Genomic DNA, 24125 nt, shown 5'->3' on the forward strand with positions numbered 1-24125 from the left:
ACCCGAACGGCCCGGCACCGTACTGCTCCAGGGAGATGATCCGGACATCCTCCAACGGCCTCACACCCGCACCGGCTCATCGTCGAGGGTCATGGGCTTCGCCGCCTGCGGAAACGACGGCGCGGCATTCTGTGCGCCACGTCGGTGCACGTAGAACGTGCGACGGAAGCTGAGCACCTCCGTCGCATCCTGGTTCAACGTCCGGGTCCTGATGGTGACGATCCCGGCTTGCGGTCGACTCGCGGACTCCCGCTTGCCGAGCACGATCGATTCCGACCACAGCGTGTCGCCGGCGAACACCGGCGCCGTGAGCTTGAGATCGTCCAGGCCCAGGTTCGCGAACGCGTTCTGTGTGGTGTCGACCACGGACTGCCCTATCGCGATCGCGATCGTCAACGGTGACGCAACGAGCATCCGTCCGAACTCTGACGACTCCCCTACCTGCGCGTTGAAGTGCGCCTGGTTGGTGTTCATCGTCAGCAGGGTGAACCATGTGTTGTCGGTCTCGGTGATCGTGCGGCCCAACGGGTGCTGGTAGACGTCGCCGACCTCGAAGTCCTCGTAGAACCGGCCGGTCCAGCCTTCACGCAGCCCTGGCATCACAACTCCCTGAACGGTCATATGTCTGACATAATGAAGTCGCCGCCGCACGCGGCGAAAGTGGTCCCACGCCGGCCCCGGATCAACCTGCGACGTACGATGGCCGCGCGCCGTCGACGTCTGGAGTTGTGGCTGGTCAAATGGCAGGACATGTCACCGGCGACGCTGCGCCCGCCGCGACGGGCCGCAAGGTGCACCTGCGTGTGCAGCGGATCCGCCCCGCATATCAACAGATCGCCGATGAGCTACGCACGCAAATCGTCAGCGGCCAGCTCGGTAGTGGTGACCGACTTCCGAGTGAGCCCGAGCTCTGCAAGGCCTTCGGGGTCAGCCGCAGCACCATCCGCGAAGCGCTGCGGGTGTTGGCTAGTCAGAATCTGGTCGAGACCCGGCGTGGAGCGACGGGCGGGTCCTTCGTGTCCACACCCGACCCGGAGCGGAGCGTGGCCGCGCTGGGGGCCAGCCTCGGGATCCTGGTGGATACCCCGCGCCTGCATCTCGACGATCTCCTGGAAGCCAGGCTTCTCCTTGAGCCGATGGCTGCACGCCTTGCGGCCGAGCGCGCCGATACCGACACGATCAGCGCCGTGCTCGCTGCCGCGGATTCTCCACGGCAGCCATCGGACCCCAGGAGCTTCTCCGGACATTTCGACTTTCACTCCACGATCCTCATGGCGACCGGAAATCTACTGTTCACGATGATGGGGCAGCCGGTCGCTGACGTTTTGCGGACTCGACTGCACCGAGCCGAGGTCGTCAGTAGCGCAGAGTGGGATCAGGCCAACGAGTCCCACCGAGTTATCGCCCAGCACATCGCCGCGGGCGACCCGGCCGCGGCCGAGCAGGAAATGCGGAACCATCTCAATGACCTCCGCCCGCTCTACCAACGCGCCGGGTCCTGGTAGAGCGGGCGGACTGCCGGACCGAGCAGACTAGTACGGCTGTCATTTCAGTAGCGGGATGACTTCCTTGCCGAAGCGGTCGATGTCGGTCAGATAGTCCTGGAACGTCAGCATCATCCCGGACACACCGTGGACGGCACTCAGCTCCCTGAGCCTGTCCGCGACGGTCTTCGCATCGCCCACGATCCGCCCGATGGTGAACATGAAGCCGTCGGATCCGAGCATGATGTGCTTCGTCGACGCCTCGTCAGTCGACGTGTCGGTAGAGGCCATCCCCATCATGTTGGCAACGGCCTCGAAGTCCTGGTTCTGACGCCAGCTCTCGACCGCTTCTTCCGCTTCGGCAACGGAGTCCCGCAAGACGATGGTATACAGCGGGTAGGCGCCGACCCGACGACCGCTCGCTGCGGTCGCTTTCTGGAGACGTCCAGACTGCGCGGTCAGGTCGGCGACCTCCGGTTTGCCGATCAGGAACTGATAGTCGCCCAGCTCGGCGCAGAACTCGATCCCTCGATCGGAGCCCCCCGCGCACACAAGTTCGATCGGATGCTTCGGCTTGGGGCCGAGCATGCAGTCGTCCATCTGGAAGAACTGGCCCTTGAAGTTGGAGCGGCCGGTCTCCCACAGCTCCTTCATGATCTTCACGTACTCGGTCGCGTGGTCGTAGCGGTTGGAGAAGTGCTCGTCGCCCGGCCAGATGCCCATCTGGGTGTACTCGGGCTTCTCCCAACCCGTGACGATGTTCAGGCCGAATCGCCCGCCTGCCATGTCCTGGATCGTCGCGGCCTGCTTCGCGCACAACGGCGGCGGCGTCGTCAGGGTCGCCACCGACGCGTAGAGCTTGAGACGAGTCGTCCGGACGGCGAGGCCCGCCATTACCGCGAAAGAGTCGAGTGTGTGGTTCCACGGCTCGGTCGGGCCATCGAATCCACGCAGCTTGACCGGCGCGAGTAGGAAGTCGAAGCCGTAATGCTCCGCCTTCAGGGCCGTCTGCTCCATCAGGAACCAGTCCGGGATGAACTGTGGCGAGTTAGTGGAGAACACCCACCCGTTGTTCATCGTCGGCATGAAGAGTCCGAGCTTCATCTAGCCCTCCCGTCGAGTGGGACCCGCGGCGCGTGGTCAGGGAGGCTGGTCGCTCACCGACCGCCCCGCCTCAACCGACTCGTCCGCGAACCCGAGGCGACCATGCCTTGGTGGGGACGGACTTTAAAGGTCTGACATATTGACGTCAAGACGACCGGTGGGCGACGCTCTCCTCCGACAAGGAGCCCGCTGGTGCTCGTCAGAGCACCGGCGAGCACGCACCAACCTGTTCGGAGGACGCACGGTGTTGATGGACGACAGCGATCTCGCAGTTCCTGTTGTGGCCGCTCGCGCGGCACGCCTCGGGCGGAACCTCGATCCGAAGGAGACCGAGGAGCTGGCAGCTGCCGTTGCGTCCAACGAGGCGACGTATCAAGTACTCCGCGCGCGCCCGGTGAGGTTGATGTCCGGTCGAACCGACCACGCGCTCGGGGACGCCTGGCTGCGCCCGGGTGCCCTCGACAGCTCCGTCCCCGACTCGAACAGCGACGGTGAGCAGTGACTGCCGACGTCGCGACCCTGGGCATCGACGCCCTTCTCGACGCATACGCCCATGGCGACACCAACCCGGTCGAAGTCCTCGCGGCAAGCAGGGCAAGAATTGCCGCCTACGACGAGACGCTCAACGCGATCGTCACCGTGATAGCGGAACGCGCCGACAGAGCTGCCGAAGAGGCGGCGCGCCGGTGGGCAGCCGGCACGCCCCGCCCGCTGGAGGGCATCCCCTTCGGCGTCAAGGACGTCTTCGACGTGTCCGGTGAACGAACCACAGCCGGCTCGCGGCTCCACGCAGACCGCATCGCCACACAGACCGCCACGGTCGTCCGACGAGTAGAAGCCGCCGGAGCCGTCCTGGTCGCCAAGGAGGGCACGACCGAGTTCGCGATCGGCGGGCCGTGGAACCCGTTGAACGGGCCGGTCCGTAACCCCTGGGACACCGCTCGATGGAGCGGAGGGTCCTCGAGCGGATCCGCCGCCGCCCTGGCGGCCCGCTACTACCCGATCTCGATCGGTTCCGACGCGGGCGGCTCGATCCGAATCCCGTCGGCGTGGTGCGGACTCACCGGACTCAAGCCCACGCACGGCGCTGTCCCTCGTACCGGGGCCGTCCCACTGTCCCCGACCACAGAGACCGTGGGACCCATGTCGCGCAGCGCAGCGGACACGGCTCGCCTGTTCCAGATCATCAGAGGTCAGGACCGCCGCGACCCGCGGTCACAGCCCTACCCGACGCAGGGACGCGACGCCGTTTGGCCCCCGAAGAACGTGACGGTCGGCATTCCGGACACCTTCTTCTTCGAAGTCTGTGACGACGCAGTGAGGGCCGGATACGACGCGTTCGTCGACGTGCTCCGACAAGCAGGCGCCCAGACCAAGCACGTCCGTCTGCCGTCGGCGGAGCTTGCACAGACGGTGGGCTATCAGGTGCTGTTCACCGAGGCCGCGGTGACACATGCCGAGCACGCCAGCCGCCTCAAGGACTACGACCCCGTTCTGGTGCAGCGGATGCACGCCGGCCTGTTGACCTCGGCCGCCGACTACCTGCGTGCTCTGCAGTTTCGCCATGAACTACAGCTGGAGCTCAGCGACGTGTTCCGAGACGTCGACGTCATCGCGCTGCCCGCCGCTCCCTCCACCGCCCCCAACCTGGACGAACTTACCGTCAACATCAACGGTCGAAAGTTTCCGCTCTACGAGGCGCAATCGCGCTCCACGATGTTGTGCAACCTCTCAGGCGTGCCGGGCCTGGTCTTGCCAACGGGGCTCGACGAAGGAGGTTGCCCGACGTCCGTTCAACTCGTCGCGCCGCCGTTCCGGGAAGACGTTGCCCTGACCCTCGCGCTGGGCTTCCAGGAACTGACCGACAGCCACTGCGCCTTGCCCCCGTTGCTCGAACGGGAAACCGCGTCCTAGCGTCCGGGGGCAGCGAGTGTCGCCACACCGTCGTTGGGTCCTCGTGCACGTCGTACCCAGCGTGTGCTGCACGAACGCCCGGCGCGGCTGTGAGGAGCAGCCGTCCCGGATCTGATGCCGCGGTGGTCCTGCTGCTGCAGCTGCCCGCGGGGCCGGAACGGCCTCCGGCGCCCCGGGGGCCGAGGCACTGGCCTGCCCGGGCCCCTGCCCCTCTCGCGGCGACGTCGGGCTATCCGCGGAGTCGACCGTGTCCACGACAGCGTCAGGGCGCGTTGCGCGGCCTCCGGCTGGTCGTCGCCGCCCGACTCCCACCCGTCGGCTCCGGTACCGGACCGGCGCTGCAGCCCGATGCTCGGCAGCGCTCGGCAGCGCTGCACCCCGCAGCGGGCTCGACCGCCGGGTTGTTCGAACCTGCACGAAGGGGCCGCGAACGGTGCCCACGCCGTTCCGGGCCGGTCCGCGGGACGTCGGTAGAAGGGTTCCGCGGCCTCCGCGTGCGCCGTCGCTGGTCGGAGACGACCGCGCGACGAGCCCCGGCGGCGCGACGCCGGCCGGCCGGGGGGTACCTCATATCGCGGCGAGACGAGCCCGCAGCGTGTCGAGGGCGCGCAACGTGCCGTGAATTCGGTGGTGGCGGTCCAGGCTGAGAACGGGGTCGCTTGAGCGGAGCTCGGCGACCACGAGCCCGGCGGCAGCCAGGGTGGCGGGTGTGAGCGCGTCATCGGAGTAGTCGGCGTCGACCTCGTCGAGCCATTCCTGCGCCGGGTGGGACGCGCACTGGTCCGGGTGAGCGGTGTGTTCGGCGTTCCCGCCGTCACCGAGGACCCGGCGGGCCTGGAGGAGCAGGGCGAGCAGTACGGCGCGGACCTCGTCGCGGTGGTCGTCGATCCAGGCCTGCCGCGCATCGCGGGCCCGGTGCTCGCGCCGCGCGGTGCGGGTGAGTTGTTCGTCGGGGCGGTCGTACTCGAGCAACCCGCTCAGCCGGTCGAGCCGGTCGCGCACCCCTTGCCGGGTGGTGATCCCGAGCGGCGCGCCGAGGTCAGCCAGGGACAGCCCCGCCGAAAGGCCCTGCCGGAGCAGCCGGCGTTCGGTGCGCCGGTCCTCCCACCAGCACCAGGTCCACAGCACCAGGGCGTCGGCGTGGTCGGCGGCGGCGACCCAGCGCGGCACCCCGACCGGGCCCCGGTTCAGCACGAACTCGAGCACGTCGCGCGGGTCGGTGCCCAGCTCGGACCGGCGGGGATCGTCGATGCGGGCGTGCCGGCGGTCGATCCGGGCGATCGCCGCGTCCCGCTCGACGGCCGAAATTTTCGGGGGCGTGGCCACGCGTCAGATTTTCACAGACGCAAAACCGGGCAGTTGGCAGCGCCGCGACGAACCCCCGCGGGATGTTAGGAACGGGCTCGATGGCTTCCGATAATGTTCAGTTAGCGGAAGTGAGGATCGCCCGGTTTCCCGCCGCCGACGCGGCACCGGCGCGACGGCGGCCGCGCGCGGTTATGACAGGTTCGGCGACGACCGAGGGGGCCAGGGGGCTCGATGAGCGACGCGTCTCCCCGGCCCTCCCCCGCCCTCGTGCCGCTGCCCGCCGGCGCGACGCCGCTCGAGCCGGTGGCTCTGGGGGACGGGGCGGCCGGATACGCGGCCGCGGCCCGGGCCCCGCGGACCTGGCAGGCCTACCGCACCGATTTCCGCCGGTTTCAGCGCTGGTGCACCGCCCAGTCGCCACCCGTCCCGGCGCTGCCCGCCACCCCCGCGACCGTCGCCGCGTATCTGGCCGCGCACGCGGCCAGCCACCGCCCCAGCACGCTGGCCCGCTGGTGCTCGGCCCTGGCCGTGGCCCACGACCTGGCCGGGCACCCCTCCCCCACCCGCGACCCCGCCGTGCGCACCGTGCTCGCCGGCATCCGGCGCACCCACCGCGCCCGCCCGCACCGGGTCGCCGCCCCCGGCCCGGACCAGCTGCGCACCCTGCTCGCCCCGCTCGACCCCGACCAGCCCCGCGACGCCCGGGACCGGGCGCTGATCCTGATCGGGTTCGCCGGCGCGCTGCGCCGCAGCGAGCTCGCCGCGCTCACCCTGGCCGACCTGGTCCTCGACACCGACGGGCTGCGGGTGTTCATCGCCGCCTCCAAGACCGACCCCACCGGCACCGGGCACACCCGCGGCCTGGCCTACGGCACCCACCCCGACACCTGCCCGGTCCGGGCCTGGCAGGCCTGGCTGCACCACCGCCACCCCAGCCACCCCAGCCACCCCAGCCAGCCCGTCCCGGACCGCGGCGGGCACCCCGCCCCCGCACCCCCCACCCCGCGCGCGGGGAGCGCGTTCGTGGGCATCGACCGCTGGGGGCATCTGGCCACCCGCGGGCTCAGCGACCGGGCCATCGCCGCGATCATCAGCGACCGGGCCCGGGCCGCCGGGCTGCCCGGGCACTGGGCCGGGCACTCCCTGCGCCGCGGGTTTGCCACCACCGCCTACCGGGCCGGCACCGCCGAGATCGCCTTGATGCGCCACGGCCGCTGGCGCTCCCCCGCGGCCATGCGCGGCTACATCGACGAGGGCACCGTCTGGACCGACAACCCCAGCCGCACCCTCGGCCTCTAGCCACCGAGCCCGCAACGCCGGCGGCCGGTAACGAGCGGGGACTGGGGCGGTCCTCCGCGACCCGCCGCGACCCGCCTGCCACTGCCGCCGAACCGGCGGGTGCCGCTCCGTGCCGGCCGCGAGCACCGATCGGCCGGTCCGGCTCCGCCACCGACCCGCGGGGCGGGCAGGTGCCGTCACCGGGCGCGGCCCGGTCTCCCCGAGAGGTCGAGACCGGCCCGCCGGGGCTCGCTCACCCAAGCCAGAGGACATCGAGCACGTCCACCCGGCGTTGCGCCTCGAGAATCAGATAGGTCACCAGGCCCTCGCCGGCGGCGCCGAAGGCCAGGGTGCGCACCGGCGCGTCCGGGTTGGCCAGGTTGAGCGACTCGCCACCCCACGGCGCCAGCTCGAGCATCGCGCGCACCTCGGCAAAGGCCGCCAGCGCCCCGGCGGGAGGGCCTCGATCTGGGCGCGCGACTGCGCATCGACGCTGACCTGGTACACCCCGACGACGCCGCCGGGCTACAGCGGGTGTGAGTAGTTGAGGTACAGGAAATCCCGGTGAGATTGATCTTGCTTGGGTTCGCCTACCTGGGGTTCAGCCAAGGTGAGGCCAAAAGCCACAATGCCGCGATGAGCGCGGTCCTGAGGGCATGAACATCGAGGTCTTGGTCGTGCCGGACTGCCCGAGCGAGGAGCCCGCGGCCGACCTGCTGCGGCGAGCGCTGGACGATATTGGTCTGCGCGACATCGGGTTCGCCACCCGCGTGGTCACGGGGCAGGAAGAGGCCGAGCGGATCGGCTTCACCAGCTCGCCGACCATCCTGGTCGACGGACGCGACCCGTTCGCAGAACCGGAGGGTCAGCCGAGATACGGCCGGAATGGATAGCAGCGCGATCTTGAGTGTGTGATCGGTGCCCCTGCGGACCGATGTGACACAGAACGTTGCCGAGTCGCCCCAACCGCCGGAGTGGATCTCCGCAGGTCGCCCGGGGCGGCTCGGGCTCTGTGTCACACGGCCGGTGCCCGTCCGGGGACGGGATTCAGCAGCAGCCGGGCGGCGTGTCGCCGGTGAGGAGCGCCTCGGTGAGGGGTCGGCCGAGCCGGTACGCCTCGAACACGGGCAGGACGGTGGCGCCAGGGTGCTGATCGAGCCGGTCCTTGCCCGCGTCGGGGGTGGCGAAGAAGTGGACCTGGTTGCAGAAGGCGGTGCGGATGGAGGCCGGGGCGTCGGGACGATCGAGACGACGGCGGTGGTCGGCTCCACGCTGGTGACCTGGTCCGGTTCGACGGTGAGGCGGACGGGGGTGCCGGTGGCGTGGCAGGGGGAGGTGACGCGGGCGGGGCGGCCGAGGACGGCGGGGAAGATGAGGGTGTCCAGCGCGCACCAGGTGTAGAGCTTGCGCCCGTCGACCTCGAAGTGGTGCGGGGTGGGGTTCTGGGTGAGGCCGCTGCCGGTGATCCGGCCGCTCTCGTCGTATTCGGTGTCGGGGTTGGCGGCGAGGGCCCCGCGGACCTGGTCGGGGGTGCGGCCGGTGGCCTGGGCGATCTGCTCGACGGTCACGGGTCGGCCCTGGGCGAGAAGTTGGAGGAGCGGGCGCCACAGCCAGGGGCGGGCGCTGGCGGCTCCGCCGCCGTTGAACGCGGCGGTCAGCCGGGTGGCGAGCTGCTGGGCCTGGGAGTCCATGGGCGCGGGTCCTTTCCGGTGGTGGGTGGGGTGGGTCAGCCGGCGCAGCAGGAGAGCTTGGCGACGTCGGAGGTGAAGGTCTGGGCGGCGAGCTTCAACGCTTCGGCCATGGTCAGGTAGGGGTGCCAGGTGTGGGCGAGCTGGTCGACGGTCATCCCGGCGGTGATGGCGTAGGTGGCGGCGGTGATGATGTCGCCGGCGCTGTCGGCCAGGACGTGGGCGGCCAGCAGCTTCCCGCTGCCGCGTTCGGCGATGAGCTTGACCAGCCCGCGGGTGTCCCGGTTGACCAAGGCTCGGGGGACGTTCTCCAGCGGCAGGGTGCGGGTCTGGTGGGCGATACCGGCCTCGGTCAGCTGGGCCTCGGTCATCCCGACCGAGGCGATGGCGGGGCTGGTGAAGGTGACCTTCGGCAGCGCGGTGTAGTCCAGGGTGCGCTCGACGCCGTCCAGGGCGTTGTCGGCGACCAGGGTTCCGTGCGCGGCGGCGACGTACACGAAGTCCGGGTGGCCGGTGACGTCTCCGGCCGCCCAGATGCGCGGGTTGCCGGTGCGCAAGTACTCGTCCACCACGACCTCGCCGCTCTCGCCGGTCTTCACCCCGACCCGCTCCAGGCCGAGTCCGTCGGTGACGGGCCGTCGTCCGGTGGCGATCAGCAGGCGACTGGCGCGCACCTGCTGCTCACCGTCGGGGCCGGTGAGGGTGGCGAGGATTCCGTCGCCGTCGCGGCGGACCGCACGGAGCTGGGTGCGGGTGTGGACGGTGATGCCCTCCTCGCGGAAGATGTCCTCGATTCCGGCGGAGATCTCCGGCTCTTCCCAAGAGGCCAGACGGGAGCGGACGGCCAGGGTGACCCGGCTGCCGAGGCGGGCGAAGAGCTGGGCCTGCTCCAGGCCGACGTAGCCGCCGCCGAGGACCAGCAGGTGCTCGGGGAGTTGCTGGAGTTCCATGGCGGTGGTGGAGGTCAGGTGGTCCACCTGGTCCAGGCCGTCGATGGGCGGCGCGGTGGGGGCGGAGCCGGTGGCGATCAGGTAGTGGGCGGCCTCGATGGTGGTGGTGCCGCCGTCGTTCAGCGCGACCTGCAGGACGGGGCCGTCGGCGAAGGTGGCGGTGCCGTGCACGATCCGCCAGCCGTACTCGGCGGCCAGGTCGGTGTACTTCTCCGCCCGCAGCTGTCCCACCAGCGTGTCCTTGCCGCCGATCAGCGCGGGGAAGTCCAGCGCGGGCTCGGTGGCCTGTATGCCGGGGAACCGGCTCGCCGCCTGGGCGCCGTGACGGGCCTCGGCGGCGGCCAGCAGCGCCTTGGACGGCACGCAGCCGACGTTCACGCAGGTGCCGCCGGTGATGCCGCGCTCGACCATCACCACGCTCCTGCCCTTGTTGCGGGCCGCGATGGCCGCGGCGAACGCGCCGGCGCCCGAGCCGATGATCGCCAGGTCGTAACCGGTGTGTGCCTGGAGCACAGCACTACCTCCCTCAGTGGGGTCCAGCGCCGCACGCCGGACCCATTCCTATGCGCCTTGCCGTATTGCAGATGGCCACCTTACTATGCGGGTAAGCAAATAGCTGCTGGTGGAAAGGCCCTGCCCATGAATACCCCTGTCCTTGCCGGATCCCCGGCCACGGCCGAGGTGCCGTGCACACACCTGGACACCACGGCCCGGTTCTTCCGCGCGCTCGCGGACCCCACCCGGCTGAAGCTGCTGGAGTTCATCCAGCGCGGCGAGCGCACCAGCGCGGAGTGCGTCGAGCACGCCGGGATCTCCCAGCCCCGGGTGTCGGTCCACCTGTCCTGTCTCGTGGACTGCGGTTACGTCAGCGCCCGCCGGGACGGCAAGAAACTGCGCTACTCCGTCGGCGACCCCCGCGTCGCTGATCTGGTCATGCTGGCCCGGTCGCTGGCCGCCGACAACGCCGCCGCCCTGGACTGCTGCACCCGCATCCCCGGAGAGGGAGAGCAGCGATGACGCCTCCGCCCACCCAGCCCGGTGACCGCCGCGGCGGCCTGCTCGGCACCCTCGCCGTGGTCGGCGTCGCCCTGCTGTCGATCATCTGCTGCGCCGGGCCGGTACTGCTGGCCAGCGGCGCCCTGGCCGGACTCGGCGGGGTGCTGGTCAGCCCCTGGCTGCTGGCCCCGGCCGCGGTCCTGATGGCCGGCGCTCTCGCCTGGTGGCTGCGCCGCCGCACCGGCAACGGCGATGCCTGCTGCCCCCCGGCCACCCGCACCGACCCGCACGAGGGCGACCTGCTCCGCAAGCACTGACCCGGTCGGCACAGGCTCCCCGCCTCCCGTTCTGCCGGCCACCGCCGCGCTCCCCCATCCGCTCCCTGCCGACCGGGACCACCCGTCCAGTCCCGGCCTTTCGAGGAAGGCCCGCACCACCCATGACCTCACCGCCCCCCACCGCCCGCCGCACCCGCCTGCGCCGCCGTACCACCCTGGCTCTGGCTGCGGCTGCCACCGCTGCGCTCACCCTGTCCGCCTGCGGTACCGACACCAAGGCGAACACCTCCGGTACGAGCGCCAGCAGTGGCAATGCCTCTGCCAAGGCGGACACCGTCACCCTCCTCGACGACACCACGCTGGCGGTGCCCGCGAACAAGCCCTCCGCCCTGTTCTTCTTCTCGGTGGGCTGCGGCGAGTGCGCCGGCGGCGCCAAGAACCTGGACAAGGCCGCCCAGGCGTTCGACAAGGCCGGGAAGAAAGCCAACTTCCTCGCGGTGGACATGGACCCGAGCGAGTCGAAGCAGACGATCAGGCAGTTCCTCGACTACATCAAGGCCCCGACTCTGCCCGCCACCATCGACAAGGGCGCCACCTTCTCGCTCCGCTACCAGGTGAGCGCACTGTCCACACTGATCGTCGTCGACCCGCAGGGCAAGGTCACCTACCGGGCCACCGACCCCTCCGCCGACCAGATCCAGGACGCCCTGAAGAAGGCAGGCGCGTGATGAACGGCCTGCTCGCCCTCGCCTTCGCCGCCGGGATGCTCGCCCCGGTCAACCCCTGCGGCTTCGCCCTGCTGCCCGCCTGGATCACCGCCGCCCTCGGCGAGAACGACACCTCCCCGGTGCCGGTACGCCTCGCCCGCGCTCTGCGCTCCGGCGCCGCCCTCACCCTCGGCTTCGCCGGCACCCTCGCAGCCGCCGGACTCATCGTCAGCGCCGGAGCCCGCGCCCTGATCCAAGCCGCCCCCTGGCTGGGCCTGGCCACCGGCATCCTCCTGCTGCTCCTCGGCGCCGTCATGCTCACCGGCCGCACACCCAGCCTGCGGCTGCACCTGACCACCGGCACCCGCCAGTCGGCGGGCCCGCCGACCGCCCGGCGCATGGCGGCCTTCGGCGTCGGCTACGCCGCCGCGTCCCTGTCCTGCACCTTCGGCGTGCTGCTCGCCGTCATCGCCCAGGCCCAGGCCACCGCCAGCTACGGCGGACTCCTCGCGGTCTTCGCCGCCTACGCCGCCGGATCGGCCGCCGTCCTGCTGCTCGTCGCAGTCACCACCGCCGCCGCGGGCGCCGCCCTCACCCGCAAGATCACCACGCTGGCCCGGCACGGCACCCGCATCACCGCCGCCATCCTCGTCCTCACCGGCGCCTACCTGGCCTGGTACTGGTACCCCGCTGCCACCGGCGGCCCCACCACCGCCGCCCCCGGCGGCGGCCTCGCCACCTTCTCCGCCACCGCCACCGCCTGGATCCAGGGCCACACCACCGCCATCGCCGTGACCGCCCTGGTGGTCGTCCTCGCCGTGGCGGCCGCCGCCATCCGCCACCGCACACGGCAGCCGGCCCCCCACTCCACTCCCTCCGGGACAGCCCCCTCCGCCGCTGCAGCGGACGACTGCTGCGCGCCCCAGCCCGTCCTCACACCGGCCGCCACCGACCGCGACAGCGACGGCCACTGCTGCTGACCCGCGCCCACGCCCAGACCCGCCGCGGCCGGGAACAGACCAAGCCCACGGCCGCGGGCGACTGCCGGAACGGAACCACCCATGACCACGACAGCAGCCCGCGACACGGCCTTTCCGGCCGAGCGGAGAAGCCCGCACGCCACGATCGGCGCCGACCGGTTCCTCGCGCTCCTGCTGATCCTGGGCGGCTTGCTCGGCCTGCTCGCCTCGGCCGTGCTCACCCACGACAAGATGAAGCTGCTCGCCAACCCGAACTACGTCTCGGCATGCAGCATCAACCCCGTCTTGTCCTGCAACAACATCATGAAGAGCTGGCAGGCATCCACCTTCGGCTTCCCCAACCCCTTCATCGGCTGGGTCGCCTTCCCCGCCGTCATCGCCATCGGCGCCGGACTGCTGGCCGGCGCCCGCTACCGGCGATGGCACTGGTGGGGCCTGCAGGCCGGCACCGTCTTCGGTATCGGCTTCATCACCTGGCTGCAGTACTCCTCGCTGTACGCCATCGGCGCGCTGTGCCTGTGGTGCACCCTCGTATGGGCCGTGACGATCCTCATCTTCTGGTACACCACCGTGCACAACATCCAACACGGGCTCATCCCCGCCCCCGACCAGGTGCGCCGCGCCGTGGCCGAGTTCCACTGGACGGTGCCCGTGCTGTGGATCGGCACCATCGCGGTGCTCATCCTCACCAAGTGGGGCAGCGCCCTGTGGGCCTGACCCCTCCTCCCCAGAACCCCGGCCCCGCCCCCCCGTCGGGCCGGGAGGGTGGCCGGCTGCCGCACCCCCCGGGCAGCAGCCGGCCACACCCTCACCCCGTCCGCCCAGCCCTGGAGCCCGGTCGATGCGCACGGCGCCCCCCAATGCCCTCATCCGGCTCCGCCGGATGCTCGGCCACCTGCTGACGGCCGCCCTCGCCGCGCTCGGGGCCCTCGGCACGGCCCTGGGCACCGGGCTGGCGATGATCGGCCTGTGCTGCGGCACCCCGGTCCTGACCGCTGCCGGTGCGGGAGCCGCCGCCGGAACCGCCGGGGCCGTCACCCACGGTCCCGCCGTGTGGCCGTTCTTCACCGCCGCGGCCGTACTCTTCACCGCCGCATGGCTCCTGCACCGCCGCACCACCCGCCGCGGCTGCCGCACATCACCCGAACAGACCCCCGCCTCACGCCCGCACACCCCAGACCACACAAGCTAAGCCCCGAATCCATTCGGCCAGGCGGAAAGCACGAAAGGAGCCTTCTGATGGTTCAGCGGTACGACACTCTGGTGATCGGCGGCGGCATGGCCGGACTCCCCATGGCGCTGCGCGCCGCACGGCACGGCCGGGTCGCCTTCGTGGAGAAGGAGAAACTCGGCGGCACCTGCCTCAACCGCGGCTGCATCCCCACCAAGACGATGATCGCCTCCGCCGCGGTGGCCCACCAGGTGCGCCGCGCCGCCGAGTTCGGCGTGACGACCACCGCCCCCACCGTCGATCTCGCCGCCGTCGTGGCCCGCAAGAACGCCATCGTCGAGACGATCCGCTCCGGCTCCTACAAGACGGTCGGCCGCGCCGAGCAACTCGACTTCTATCCCGCCGAGGGGCGCTTCGTGGCACCGAGGCGGCTGCGCGTGGACCACACCGACATCGAGGCCGACAAGATCTTCCTGGTCACCGGTCTGCGCACCGCCATCCCCCCGATCGACGGCCTGGAGACCACCCCGTACTACACCTCGCGCACCGTGCTGGACCTCACCGAGCTACCCGAGCACCTGATCGTCGTGGGCGGCGGCTACGTCGGCTGCGAGTTCGCCCAGATGTTCGCCCGCTTCGGCTCCCGCGTGACCCTCATCCAGCGCGCCGAGCGGCTGCTGCCCGCCGAGGACCCCGACATCTCCGCCGCCGTCACCGACGGCTTCACCGCCGACAACATCACCGTCCTGACCAGCACCACCTGCACTGCCGTCGAGGGCCGTCCCGGACACATCCGGGCCGGCTGCCAGGGCGGCGAGACCGGCGAGATCACCGGCAGCCACCTGCTCATCGCCACCGGCCGCACCCCCAACACCGACACCCTCGGCCTGGAACACCTCGGCCTCGAGCCCGACAAGCAGGGGTTCCTGCCCGTCGACGACCTGCTGCGCACCCAGGCCGCGGACGTCTGGGCACTCGGCGACATCCGCGGCGGGCCGATGTTCACCCACACCGCCCGCGACGACGCCGACATCGCCTACCGCACCACCTACCGCGGCCAGGACCGCACCACCGCCAAACGCGTCGTGCCGCACGCGGTGTTCACCGACCCCGAGGTCGGCTCCGTCGGCCTGACCGAACCCGCCGCCCGCGCCGCCGGATACGAGGTCCTCATCGGCCGCCAGGACTTCACCGGAGTCGTCAAGGCCCGCGCCATCGGCAACACCCGCGGCCTGATCAAATTCGTCGTCGACGCCGCCACCGACCGCATCCTGGGCTGCCACATCGCCGGCCCCGACGGCGGGAACCTCGTCCACGAAGCCGTCATCGCCATGACCTGCGGCGCCACCTACACCGACATCGCCCGAGCGATCCACATCCACCCCACCCTCGCCGAAGGCGTCAACACCGCCGCCGGCGGCGTCCACCGAGAGATCGGCACCTGACCCGCGCGCGTCAACACGGGGTGCCGCCCAGGGCTTCGAGTTCGCCCGAGACGGCGAGCTGCTGCAGTGCCGCCCGCAGCCGGGCCAGCTCCTCGATGCGCTCCTCGGCCCGGCGCAGATGCTCGTTCAGCATGACAGCGGCCTGCCCGCGCCGGGCTGCGCTGCCGTCCACGACGGCCAGGACCTCACTGATCTCGGCGAGCGACAGCCCGGCACTCTGCGCGGCCCGCACGAACGCCAGCCGAGTCACAGCCTGCCGCGGATAGTCCCGGTAACCGGACGAGGTGCGCGGCGGCGCGGGCAGCAGCCCGACGTGCTCATAGAACCGGACCGTCTACGTACTCACCCCGGCGGACGGCACCTACCTCTGCACCACAGGGCGTACCTCGCCCCCCGCCACCGACACGCTCAAGAAGCCCTACTATCCCTTTCGGCCGAATCTCTCTGACCCTCAGGAAGAGGCCGAGCGGATCGGCTTCACCGGCTCGCCGACCATCCTGGTCGACGGGCGCGACCGTTCGCAGAGCAGGGGCGCGTCCCGGGACTGATCTGCCGGGTGTACCGCACTCCGGACGGCCTTGCAGGTGTGCCGGGGGCGGAGCAGTTGCGGCAGGTACTCAAGGCCGCGGCCGAATTGGATTGCTGACATTCCCCGCCGGTGATCGGGCTCGGTCAGGCGGGGCCGGTGCTGCCTTCCAGTTGACGCGGGACGCGGGAGGTGCGGAGTTCGCGCAGGTCGGGGATGTGGTTGTAGAGGGTGCCGGCGGAGACGCCCAGCAGCTTGGCGATGGACTCGATGCTGTTCTCCGGGTTGGGCAGCATGTCGCGGGCCGCGCGGATGAGCTCGGGTGTGATGACGGTGGGGCGTCCGCCGGTGCGGCCGCGGGCGCGGGCGGCGGCCAGGCCCTCGTTGGTGCCGGCGACGATGAGTTCGCGGATGAACTCCGCCAGGGCGGCGAAGACGTGGAAGATCAGGCGCCCGCCCGGGGTGGTGGTGTCGAGGTTCTCGTGCAGCGAGGTGAAGCCGACCCCTTGCTCGCGCAGCTCAGCGACCATCGTCACGAGGTCTTTGAGGGAGCGGCCGTAGCGGTCGAGGGAGGGGACGACGAGGGTGTCCCCGCTCGCGAGGAAGGCGTGGCACGCCTTGAGCTCGGGGCGCAGGTCGTTCTTGCCGGACTTTTTGTCCGCGAAGATCCGGCGGCAGCCGGCCGCGTTGAGCGCGTCGAGCTGGCGGTCGAGTTTCTGCCCGCCGGTGGAGACCCGGGCGTAACCGATCTTGATGTCGGTGCGTACGGCGGGTTCGGCGAGAAGGAGTTCGGAGGGTTTCAGGGGCGCGCTCACCCCCGGATCTTCTCAAGAAACGGTGATCGGAGGTTGTTGAAGCACCGAGGTTTTTGAAGGAGTTTTTGAAGGCGATCCGGGGTCCGTGCGGATTGGTTTCATGATCGTCAATAAACGAAGGTTTTTTGAAGATCGGCACCGTCGAAACGATCCAAGGTTTCCTGAATTCAGGATGAGATGTACTGTCGTGGTGTGCTGACTGTTGCTTCCGACATCGAGGTGCTGGCCCGGTTCGGCCGCGCGCTCGCCGACCCGATCCGCTGCCGCATCCTGCTCGCCCTGCGCGACGCCCCTGCCTACCCCGCCGACCTCGCCGACGCCCTCGGCGTCTCCCGCACCCGGCTGTCCAACCACCTCGCGTGCCTGCGCGACTGCGGCCTGGCCGTCACCGTCCCCGACGGCCGCCGCACCCGCTACGAACTGGCCGACGAACGCCTCGGCCACGCACTCGACGACCTGCGCACCGCCGTGGTGGCCGTCGAGACCGACCGGACGTGCGTCGACGCCGACGAGAAGGGCTGCTGCTGAGATGGCCGCCGAGATATCGATATCCCTCGGGCCCTCCCCGGCCCGCCGCGACGTCCTCGCCCGGCGGATACGCCTGCTGGTCGCGGCCACGATCACCTACAACGTCATCGAGGCGGTCGTCGCCATCACAGCGGGCACCCTCGCCTCCTCCACCGCGCTGATCGGCTTCGGCCTCGACTCGGTCATCGAGGTCTCCTCGGCCGCCGCGGTCGCCTGGCAGTTCTCCGCCCGCGACCACGCCGTACGCGAGGCCCGCGAGCAGCGCACCCTGCGGATCATCGCTGTCTCCTTCTTTGCGCTCGCCGCGTACGTCTCCGTCGACGCCGTCCGCGCGCTCACCGGCACCGGGGAGGCAGAGCGGTCGATCCCCGGCATCGTCATCGCCGCCCTGTCGCTGGCGATCATGCCGTTCCTGTCCGCCGCCCAGCGCCGCGCCGGGCGGGAACTCGGCTCCGCCTCCGCGGTCGCGGACTCCAAGCAGACGCTCCTGTGTACCTACCTGTCGGCCGTGCTGCTGCTCGGCCTGGTCCTGAACGCCACCCTCGGCTGGTCCTGGGCCGACCCGATCGCCGCCTTGGTCATCGCCGCCATCGCCTTCAAGGAAGGCCGCGACGCCTGGCAGGGCAAGGGATGCTGCGCACCCACCGGCGCTGCGGTGGTGCCGTCCGCCGGCGCCAAGGAGGACGCGTGCGGCTGCCAGCCGGGCTGCGACTGCTGCAACTGACCTGACTGCCCGCACTCACACAGGGCCCCGGCGTCGACCGACGCCGGGGCCCTCAGCTTTCCTCGTCCTCGCCGTCTTCGGCGGCGTCGGGGTCGCGGAAGGGGCGCAGTCCGCGGCCGGGGCCGCTGGCCTTGATGTTGAACAGGTAGCGGCCCAGGAAGTTGATGTGCCGGTCCTTGAGCGGGGAGAGCCGGGCGACGTCCTCATCCTTGATGTCGTGGCCCTCCGCGCGGAGCTGTGCGACGGCGGCGTCCAGGTAGCGGGTGTTCCACAGGACCACGGCGTTGAGGACCAGGCCGAGAGCGGCGAGTTGGTCCTCCTGGCCCTCGCGGTACGCCTGGCGGATCTGGCCCCGGCCGCCGTGGCAGATCGCGCGGGCGAGCCGGTGGCGGGACTCCTGCACGGTGAGCTGCCGGTTCATCAGCCGCCGGTAGGTGTCGTCAACGGGATCGACCAAGGCGAGCAGGTGCATGGTCTTGTCGATCCGCCCGTACTCGGCGAACGCGGCACCGAGCGGGGTGGGGTGGCCCTCACGGCCGAACATCCGCAGCAGGTCGTAGGCCCGGACCTGGTTGGTGATGAGCGACCCGGCCACCCGGAGCATGTCCGGCCAGTGCGTGGCGATCCGCTTGAGGTTGACCTTGTTGCAGGCCACGGCCTCCAGCGGCCCGTACCCGGCGGCCGGCCCCTCGCCGTCGGGTAGGTCGGCCCGCCAGAACCGCTGGTCCGAGAGGTCACGGAAGCGCGGGGCGAAGCGGAAGCCGAGCATCTTGTACAGGCCGAAGGCCATGTCGCTGTACGAGGCGTTGTCGGTCGCCACCATCTCCGGCTTCACCCCGCCGTCCAGGTTCAGCAGGGTGTCCAGGGTGTAGAGGCTGTCGCGCGGGGTGCCGCGCACGACCATCGCACCGATCCCCGCAACCTGGTCGTTGACAGCGTTGAGCCAGGTCACGCCGCGTTTGTAGCCGTAGTACTTCGGCGAGGGGCCGGTGTTGATGCTCTTGACGGGGACGACGAAGCGCAGGCCGTCGACGGAGGCGAGCAGCCCGCCGCCCCACATCTGGGCCAGCTCGATCGCGGACTGGGCGGTGATGAGCGCGGCGTTCGCCGCGGCGATGGTGTCGGCTCGCAGATAGTTCTGATCGACGTGGGACAGGCGCGAGCGGGTCAGCGCCTTGCTCTGCGGATCGATGACCGGGGTCAGGCCGATGTTGCAGCTCTGCGAGACCAGCAGGGCGACCAGGGAGACAAGCAGGCCCTCCATGCGGGTGCGCCGGTCGGAGACGTGCCTGAAGGAGTCAAGGAACCCGGTCCAGGAGTGGACCTCGAACAACAGGTCCGGCAGATCGATCCTGGGGAGCATCGCCTCCGTGGTGGCCTTCAGCCAGGTCAGGGACTCCGGTTCGCCCACCGCGCCGAGCTTGTCCACCGACAGGCGGGCACGTCCCCCGCCCTCGGGGACGACGATCTCCACCTTCGCGTCGTCGCCGGCCTCGGCCAGCCGGTCGGCCATCTGCCGCCACGCCGCATCCAGCCCCCGGGTGAGCTGGGCCAGGTGTTCGCCCGCGTCCTCGGTCAGGGACAGGCCCGCCAGCACGTCCCCGCGCATTGCCTCCCACCGCGGACCGTCCAACAGCCTCGCGCGCGGGTCGGCCCACCGGTTCGACGGGGCGGCGAACACGTCGCGCCGGTTCAGCGCGCGGTGCAGCTGCTCCAGCACGCACACCACGTACGCGTCCCGGTCGACCGCGCCCTGCGGCAGCTTGGTGTTCGAGAACACCGCCCGCTTCCACATCGCGGGCACCAGCTCGGCGTCGACCTCGCGGGGCAGCAGCGGCCGGTCCTTGACCCGCCGGCGCGAGAGCGCGGGCAGGCGGCGCACCGCCTTCAGCAGGCGCCGCCCGGCCGGGGCCGCGTCCAGCGCGTCCGACTCGCCCAGCAGCGCCAGGAAGGGGCGCACAGTGTTGTAGCGCAGAGCCAGCTTCTCCCGCATCGCCGCCTCAGCCGACCCGTCGTCCTCCGGTACCAGGGCCTCGACGGTCGCGACCGCCCCGGCCACCGCCGTACGCGGCACCGCCTCCTCCACCGCCGCCCACAGCGCGGCCACGTCCAGGTCCGCGTCGTGCTCGGCGACCAGGTCCAGCTCCTGGGTGAGGATCTTCGACGCCTTCGCCAGGATGCGGGCCGCCTTCTCCAACTGCGGCAGCATCGCCAACCGCTCCCGCTCCGAGGCCCGCCGCGCGGGGCTGATCAGCCGGTTCGCCATCAGCACCGCGAACAGGTCCAGCGCGTCATCGACCGCCTGCGCCTCCAGCTGACGCACCACCGCCGTGAGCAGTGCGGTCCGCCGCGGCTCCGGCGCCCGCTCAATCGTCTGCGCCTTGCTCAGCTGCCCGTACCGGGCCAGCGTGGACAGCCGGTTCACCGGCACCCGCGACAGGTTCACCCGGCCCAGCGCGAACGCCGAGATCTCCCCCACCCGCTCCATGGCCCGCACCATCGCGGTTCCCGTCGACTTCACCGGCGGCGTCCGCAGCCGCTCCAGCTCCGAGACCCGCTTGCCCTCCGGCACCACCAGCAGCCCGGCCAGCGTCGGAGAGAGCGCGGGATCGGCCCGGTGCGCGGCCCGCGTCACCGCCTCGTACAGGCGCCGCTCGGCCACCGTGCGGGCCTCCGACACCTGCCGGGCCAGCACCGAGGCGCCCGGCAGCAGCACCCGGTTCTTGCGCAGCCACGTCACCGCGTGGTTGAAGAGGGCCACCGGCCCCTCGGCGTGCGTCCACGCCCGCCCGTACAGGAAACCGCGGAACTCCCGGCCCCACCGCCGGTCGGTGAAGTCCCGGTACTGGAACCGCTCCTGGATCTCCGCCGCGTGCTCGTAGACCGTCGACCGGCGCTCCCGGTACCGCTTCACGCACGAGGCGTCCGCGATGCCGAGCTGCCCGGCGAGGTACTCCACGGCCTCCCACGGCACTGCGAGCGGGTCCTCGCCCAGGAACCGGCCGACGTAGCGGACCGTGCAGATCTGCACCGCCATCCCAAGCCGGTGCGCGTCCGTACGACGCAGCGCGATCAGATCACGGTCGTCATCGTCGAGGAAGAAGAACCGCTCCAGCTCCGGGCGCGTGGGCACCTCAGTGAACGTCCCGTACGCCTCGGCCTGCTCATCAGTTAAGAACTCCACCGGCACGGCTGGACCGTAGCCAGCACCGACGCCCGTCCAACGATCTTTCCGGGAACCCCCGCGGAGCCTCCAGCCGGTGTGCTAGCCGACCATGATCGTTCTCACCGGGATTTCCTGTACCTCAGCTACTCACACCCGTACAGGCCGGCGCGGCGGCAGGTCTGGGCCAGCGGCTCGTCGGCCGGGACCGGGTCGCCGGTGAGCCGCTCGGCGGCGCGCCGGGCGATGGAGGCGAACCGGTCCGGGTCGCGCTGCAGCAGCGCCAGCCGCCGCCAGTGCTCCAGGCACCGGAACAGCTCGGTGAGCTCCAGGCTCTCCCGGGCGACCCCGAGCGCCCGCTCGTGGGCCGCAGCGAACCGGGGACGGTCCTCCTCCAGCAGCGCCGCACGGATCGCCGCGGGCGCCGCGCCCGGCCGCAGCGGATCACCACCCGGCGGTTGCGCGCCGTAGGACCAGGCTGCCGTCACGGGTTCAGCGGAGCGAGTCGCGGCGGATCGCGACGCCCTTCTCCGCTGCAGTCGAGGTAGGAAGACCCCACATGATCGAACAAATGTTCGAAATCCAGAACTCACAAAAGAGGACGGGACAGCTCCTGGCCGGGGGCTGTCCCGTCTAGCTCTCCACGTCACGGATGCCCAGCACGAACTCCGTGACGCCGGTGCCTCGGCGAACCGAAGCGATTTCCCCAACCTGCCGAGAAGGGGCGCCTTGCGTAGGAGAGGATACCCCGCTGCGCCGCGGTAGCGCGACGTAACGTCGTCGCGACACGCCGATCCGGTTGACCGGATTCGCCGGTGCTCGCGACCGGCTCCGTTCCGACACGGTGGTGGGGTCGCAGTAAACGCCGTTTAGCGGTGCACTCCGGAGCCCTGGCCGTAAACGCCGTTTAGCGCCGGCCGCACGGCGCCCAGGACAGGCCACACACTCCGGCCCAGACCACCTGCACCTCGGACTCGACGGTCGACGATGGCAGTACCGTGCCAAGCACGCCGGGGTCAGGGGTTGTGGCATTCGAGGGTTGCGGTGTCGGGCGATTTGACGGCACGCGCCACGGGCGGCGCCGCTCGGTAAACGGCGTTCATCGACCGGCGCTCCGGCGGGCAGTGCGGCCGCGTTCCCCAGCCAGACTGGCGGGCAGCATCCGACCCCGGTTCCGCTCGGGCGGGAGGGCATGCAGGGGCCAGCGCGTGCAGAGGTGGTGGGGTCGTGCCCCGGTCGGCATGACCTCGCCGCGACTGTGGGAGCCTCGCGCGGATGGGAGCTGGCGCGCTGTACGGGCCGCCCACGACCATTGGGTCAGGGAGGTGCTCCGTAAACGCCGTTTAGCCCGCCCGCCCGGGCGGGCACTGCGGCCCAACTCGCGGCACGCGCCAGGTTCGATCCGCGAGCCCCCGCCGACGACGCGTGAGCCCTCAGCGAGAGGCGCTCCGTGCCACACGCGGGGCCAGCCGGCCGCGCGCGGGTGCGGGTAAACGCCGTTTACGGGCCTGGGCAGCACGCCCCCGCCTCCCTGCTCGTGCCTCATGGACGGGGGCACGGTCAACGGTGGAATGTTGATGTCGAGTGCCTGGCGCCGCGGATTCGGAAGGACAGGGGGCTGCGGCCTCGGCGTGCGCGGCGAGTGAGCAGCAGCAGGCGAGTTCGCCAGTTGGCCGTCGGAGCGGGGGCCTCGGCCACCGCGGCCCTTTTTACGGGGCGGGCGTACCCAGGTCGCTCTTCGCAACACCCTGGCTGGTCATCGCGCCCTCGTCGCGTCAGAGGCGTCGCGGCGTCCCTCAGCGTTTCCGCCTGCACCGCCCCGGCGGTACCGGTGCGCGCTGCCGGTAAACGTCGTTTATCCCGGCCCTTGCTGACCATCGCACGTTGCCCTCCGGCTCTGTCGTGGAACAGCGGAGTCCCGCCCCGGGCACCCTGGTGGGTGTCCGCAGGCGCCGCACGGCACTGCATGGCGGGCTCCCGGTATCCGTCGATGGTGACCACGAGCCGGCGCCGACGGTCTGCTGGGCGTCGGGGGTGGACGGGACCGTCGGGTGAATGCGGTCCAGACCCTCCCGATGGCAGGACTCGGGAGGACAGAGCCTTCGGTGGCATCCGTCCTGCCGGCCCGGTGGGCCCGACGACCTCGCGGCGTGCGCCGCCAGGGGACGCATCGGCGGGCGCCGTCTTCTGCGGCCGGCGAGTAAACGACGTTTACTGCCCGGCAGCGTCGTCGCCACGGACGACAGCCGGGTTCGTCCGCCCTCCGGTGGGCTGCCGGCGCCGCCGAGATTGTCGACGGGGCTCCGTGCGTCTCCTGCGCGCCACGTCCTCGGCAACGCCGGCTTTGATGCGGAACTGCGTCCGTGACGGACACGGCGGCAGAGCGCTGGGTTCCCTGCCCGGAGCAGCCTGCGGTTACGACACCCAGGACGCGTCGCTGCGCGGCGCTCACGCAGCCACTCACCGCCCGCGGCCTTCCCGCCGGTCCCCGCACCCGGACCACACGACCCTCGCCGCCGTCGCATAAACGGCGTTTAGCGGCGATCGGCGTGCGGCTGGGCAGGCTGGCGGAGCAGGACGCCGCAGCGCCGAACCTCTAACCGAGCGTGAGCCGGGAAAGGAATCCCGGATCACCAACAGAATCCGCCTGACTGCCCGTCGACCCATCGCGCCGGGCCCGCTCGCTGTACGACGCGCCCGCGCCCAGGCCCGTCTCGCGGTCCTCGACCGAGGTAGCTGCCCGCCCACCGCCCGAGGCCGTCCCCACCCTGGCTCACAACTCCCGCACGACTGGTGGCCCGCGACGACGCGGGACCGGACTCCGAAACGGGATGCGTTGCTAAACGCCGTTTACCCCCCGTCACGGCCCGGCAGTCCCCGCGACGTGGCTGGATGGGCGAAGCCCGAGCTCCCATCCGCCGCCGACACGAGCTACCGCCGTGTCCCGGACCGTCGCCCCGCAGTCCTGCCAGTGTGGCACTGTTGGCGACAACACGCAGGTGCTAGCTGTCCCACCTACGGAGGTTGGTGACGCGGCGGGAGTAGACACGCCAGGGCGGATGATCT

22 protein-coding genes and 1 pseudogene are annotated in these 24125 nt (G+C 71.1%); 13 read left to right on the top strand and 10 right to left on the bottom strand.

What is annotated here, in order from left to right; translation table 11 throughout:
* Positions 1 to 60: 60 nt before the first annotated feature.
* A complete protein-coding gene (locus PSD17_RS12610; protein ID WP_013678707.1) occupies positions 61 to 600 on the bottom strand; it encodes a MaoC family dehydratase in 540 nt (179 codons plus the stop codon).
* 140 nt (positions 601 to 740) lie between these two features.
* Between PSD17_RS12610 and PSD17_RS12615 the strand changes: the two genes are divergently transcribed.
* Positions 741 to 1505: a FadR/GntR family transcriptional regulator gene (locus tag PSD17_RS12615; protein ID WP_013678706.1), complete on the top strand. Its 765-nt coding sequence runs from the start codon at positions 741 to 743 to the stop codon at positions 1503 to 1505.
* Positions 1506 to 1544: 39 nt separating this feature from the next.
* Here PSD17_RS12615 and PSD17_RS12620 read toward each other — a convergent pair whose 3' ends face one another.
* Positions 1545 to 2588 carry an LLM class flavin-dependent oxidoreductase gene (locus tag PSD17_RS12620; protein ID WP_013678705.1) on the bottom strand — a complete coding sequence of 348 codons (1044 nt, stop codon included), beginning with the start codon at positions 2586 to 2588 and terminating at the stop codon, positions 1545 to 1547.
* Between the two features lie 250 nt (positions 2589 to 2838).
* Between PSD17_RS12620 and PSD17_RS12625 the strand changes: the two genes are divergently transcribed.
* Together PSD17_RS12625 and PSD17_RS12630 are read left to right on the top strand one after the other, a co-directional pair.
* A complete protein-coding gene (locus PSD17_RS12625; RefSeq protein WP_407692857.1) occupies positions 2839 to 3090 on the top strand; it encodes a hypothetical protein in 252 nt (83 codons plus the stop codon).
* Positions 3087 to 4502, top strand: coding sequence for an amidase (locus PSD17_RS12630; protein WP_013678703.1), 1416 nt, complete (start codon positions 3087 to 3089; stop codon positions 4500 to 4502). Before PSD17_RS12625 ends, PSD17_RS12630 begins: the two co-directional genes overlap by 4 nt.
* A 567-nt stretch (positions 4503 to 5069) precedes the next feature.
* On the opposite strand, the gene PSD17_RS12635 is transcribed toward PSD17_RS12630, so the two are convergent.
* Complete coding sequence (locus tag PSD17_RS12635) at positions 5070 to 5828, bottom strand: hypothetical protein (RefSeq protein WP_013678702.1); 759 nt, start codon at positions 5826 to 5828, stop codon at positions 5070 to 5072.
* A gap of 213 nt (positions 5829 to 6041) precedes the next feature.
* On the opposite strand from PSD17_RS12635, the gene PSD17_RS12640 reads away from it, so the two are divergent.
* On the top strand, positions 6042 to 7109 hold the full coding sequence (locus PSD17_RS12640; RefSeq protein WP_013678701.1) for a tyrosine-type recombinase/integrase: 1068 nt from the start codon (positions 6042 to 6044) through the stop codon (positions 7107 to 7109).
* Between the two features lie 232 nt (positions 7110 to 7341).
* Here PSD17_RS12640 and PSD17_RS12645 read toward each other — a convergent pair whose 3' ends face one another.
* The 3 genes from PSD17_RS12645 to merA form a co-directional block, all read right to left on the bottom strand.
* Positions 7342 to 7506 (bottom strand): hypothetical protein, encoded by a 165-nt coding sequence (locus PSD17_RS12645; RefSeq protein ID WP_013678700.1) that lies wholly within the window; start codon positions 7504 to 7506, stop codon positions 7342 to 7344.
* Between the two features lie 172 nt (positions 7507 to 7678).
* The gene (gene merB, locus PSD17_RS35365; RefSeq protein ID WP_445261008.1) at positions 7679 to 8779 is read right to left on the bottom strand and encodes an organomercurial lyase MerB; all 1101 of its coding nucleotides are present in this window, start codon (positions 8777 to 8779) and stop codon (positions 7679 to 7681) included.
* 35 nt (positions 8780 to 8814) lie between these two features.
* Positions 8815 to 10239, bottom strand: coding sequence for a mercury(II) reductase (gene merA, locus PSD17_RS12660; protein ID WP_013678699.1), 1425 nt, complete (start codon positions 10237 to 10239; stop codon positions 8815 to 8817).
* A gap of 126 nt (positions 10240 to 10365) precedes the next feature.
* Here merA and PSD17_RS12665 point away from each other — a divergent pair, with 126 nt between their 5' ends.
* From PSD17_RS12665 to PSD17_RS12695, 7 genes are all read left to right on the top strand, one after another.
* Positions 10366 to 10743: an ArsR/SmtB family transcription factor gene (locus tag PSD17_RS12665; protein ID WP_013678698.1), complete on the top strand. Its 378-nt coding sequence runs from the start codon at positions 10366 to 10368 to the stop codon at positions 10741 to 10743.
* Entirely contained in the window at positions 10740 to 11039 is a 300-nt protein-coding gene (locus tag PSD17_RS12670) for a hypothetical protein (protein WP_013678697.1), read from the top strand. Before PSD17_RS12665 ends, PSD17_RS12670 begins: the two co-directional genes overlap by 4 nt.
* Before the next feature lie 122 nt (positions 11040 to 11161).
* Positions 11162 to 11728 (top strand): TlpA family protein disulfide reductase, encoded by a 567-nt coding sequence (locus tag PSD17_RS12675; RefSeq protein ID WP_013678696.1) that lies wholly within the window; start codon positions 11162 to 11164, stop codon positions 11726 to 11728.
* Positions 11728 to 12687: a cytochrome c biogenesis CcdA family protein gene (locus tag PSD17_RS12680; protein WP_013678695.1), complete on the top strand. Its 960-nt coding sequence runs from the start codon at positions 11728 to 11730 to the stop codon at positions 12685 to 12687. Before PSD17_RS12675 ends, PSD17_RS12680 begins: the two co-directional genes overlap by 1 nt.
* An 81-nt stretch (positions 12688 to 12768) precedes the next feature.
* Complete coding sequence (locus PSD17_RS12685; RefSeq protein WP_013678694.1) at positions 12769 to 13404, top strand: vitamin K epoxide reductase family protein; 636 nt, start codon at positions 12769 to 12771, stop codon at positions 13402 to 13404.
* A 124-nt stretch (positions 13405 to 13528) separates the two neighbouring features.
* On the top strand, positions 13529 to 13879 hold the full coding sequence (locus tag PSD17_RS12690; protein WP_013678693.1) for a hypothetical protein: 351 nt from the start codon (positions 13529 to 13531) through the stop codon (positions 13877 to 13879).
* Between the two features lie 47 nt (positions 13880 to 13926).
* The gene (locus PSD17_RS12695) at positions 13927 to 15303 is read left to right on the top strand and encodes a dihydrolipoyl dehydrogenase family protein (protein WP_013678692.1); all 1377 of its coding nucleotides are present in this window, start codon (positions 13927 to 13929) and stop codon (positions 15301 to 15303) included.
* A 10-nt stretch (positions 15304 to 15313) separates the two neighbouring features.
* Here PSD17_RS12695 and PSD17_RS12700 read toward each other — a convergent pair.
* Positions 15314 to 15628 (bottom strand): annotated as a pseudogene (locus tag PSD17_RS12700) (MerR family DNA-binding protein); the annotation flags it as partial.
* Between the two features lie 347 nt (positions 15629 to 15975).
* Positions 15976 to 16644 (bottom strand): recombinase family protein, encoded by a 669-nt coding sequence (locus PSD17_RS12705; protein WP_013678691.1) that lies wholly within the window; start codon positions 16642 to 16644, stop codon positions 15976 to 15978.
* Positions 16645 to 16836: 192 nt separating this feature from the next.
* Between PSD17_RS12705 and PSD17_RS12710 the strand changes: the two genes are divergently transcribed.
* Both PSD17_RS12710 and PSD17_RS12715 read left to right on the top strand, forming a co-directional pair.
* Positions 16837 to 17172: an ArsR/SmtB family transcription factor gene (locus PSD17_RS12710; protein ID WP_041763300.1), complete on the top strand. Its 336-nt coding sequence runs from the start codon at positions 16837 to 16839 to the stop codon at positions 17170 to 17172.
* A 1-nt stretch (position 17173) separates the two neighbouring features.
* Positions 17174 to 17896, top strand: a complete 723-nt coding sequence (locus PSD17_RS12715; RefSeq protein ID WP_013678689.1) for a cation transporter — start codon at positions 17174 to 17176, stop codon at positions 17894 to 17896.
* A 52-nt stretch (positions 17897 to 17948) separates the two neighbouring features.
* Here PSD17_RS12715 and PSD17_RS12720 read toward each other — a convergent pair whose 3' ends face one another.
* Positions 17949 to 21086, bottom strand: coding sequence for a Tn3 family transposase (locus tag PSD17_RS12720; protein ID WP_339122738.1), 3138 nt, complete (start codon positions 21084 to 21086; stop codon positions 17949 to 17951).
* A gap of 119 nt (positions 21087 to 21205) precedes the next feature.
* Positions 21206 to 21547 (bottom strand): DUF6247 family protein, encoded by a 342-nt coding sequence (locus PSD17_RS12725; protein WP_013678687.1) that lies wholly within the window; start codon positions 21545 to 21547, stop codon positions 21206 to 21208.
* Between the last annotated feature and the right edge of the window lie 2578 nt (positions 21548 to 24125).

This window comes from Pseudonocardia sp. D17 (assembly GCF_036984265.1).
Taxonomy (GTDB): Bacteria; Actinomycetota; Actinomycetes; order Mycobacteriales; family Pseudonocardiaceae; genus Pseudonocardia; species Pseudonocardia benzenivorans.

Excerpts from the sequence above, each read along its gene's own strand:
- PSD17_RS12610 (WP_013678707.1), bottom strand. The coding sequence starts at position 600 with ATGCCAGGGCTGCGTGAAGGCTGGACCGGCCGGTTCTACGAGGACTTC.
- PSD17_RS12615 (WP_013678706.1), top strand. The coding sequence starts at position 741 with ATGGCAGGACATGTCACCGGCGACGCTGCGCCCGCCGCGACGGGCCGC.
- PSD17_RS12620 (WP_013678705.1), bottom strand. The coding sequence starts at position 2,588 with ATGAAGCTCGGACTCTTCATGCCGACGATGAACAACGGGTGGGTGTTC.
- PSD17_RS12625 (WP_407692857.1), top strand. The coding sequence starts at position 2,839 with ATGGACGACAGCGATCTCGCAGTTCCTGTTGTGGCCGCTCGCGCGGCA.
- PSD17_RS12640 (WP_013678701.1), top strand. The coding sequence starts at position 6,042 with ATGAGCGACGCGTCTCCCCGGCCCTCCCCCGCCCTCGTGCCGCTGCCC.
- PSD17_RS12645 (WP_013678700.1), bottom strand. The coding sequence starts at position 7,506 with ATGCTCGAGCTGGCGCCGTGGGGTGGCGAGTCGCTCAACCTGGCCAAC.
- merB (WP_445261008.1), bottom strand. The coding sequence starts at position 8,779 with ATGGACTCCCAGGCCCAGCAGCTCGCCACCCGGCTGACCGCCGCGTTC.
- PSD17_RS12665 (WP_013678698.1), top strand. The coding sequence starts at position 10,366 with ATGAATACCCCTGTCCTTGCCGGATCCCCGGCCACGGCCGAGGTGCCG.
- PSD17_RS12670 (WP_013678697.1), top strand. The coding sequence starts at position 10,740 with ATGACGCCTCCGCCCACCCAGCCCGGTGACCGCCGCGGCGGCCTGCTC.
- PSD17_RS12675 (WP_013678696.1), top strand. The coding sequence starts at position 11,162 with ATGACCTCACCGCCCCCCACCGCCCGCCGCACCCGCCTGCGCCGCCGT.
- PSD17_RS12680 (WP_013678695.1), top strand. The coding sequence starts at position 11,728 with ATGAACGGCCTGCTCGCCCTCGCCTTCGCCGCCGGGATGCTCGCCCCG.
- PSD17_RS12685 (WP_013678694.1), top strand. The coding sequence starts at position 12,769 with ATGACCACGACAGCAGCCCGCGACACGGCCTTTCCGGCCGAGCGGAGA.
- PSD17_RS12690 (WP_013678693.1), top strand. The coding sequence starts at position 13,529 with ATGCGCACGGCGCCCCCCAATGCCCTCATCCGGCTCCGCCGGATGCTC.
- PSD17_RS12695 (WP_013678692.1), top strand. The coding sequence starts at position 13,927 with ATGGTTCAGCGGTACGACACTCTGGTGATCGGCGGCGGCATGGCCGGA.
- PSD17_RS12715 (WP_013678689.1), top strand. The coding sequence starts at position 17,174 with ATGGCCGCCGAGATATCGATATCCCTCGGGCCCTCCCCGGCCCGCCGC.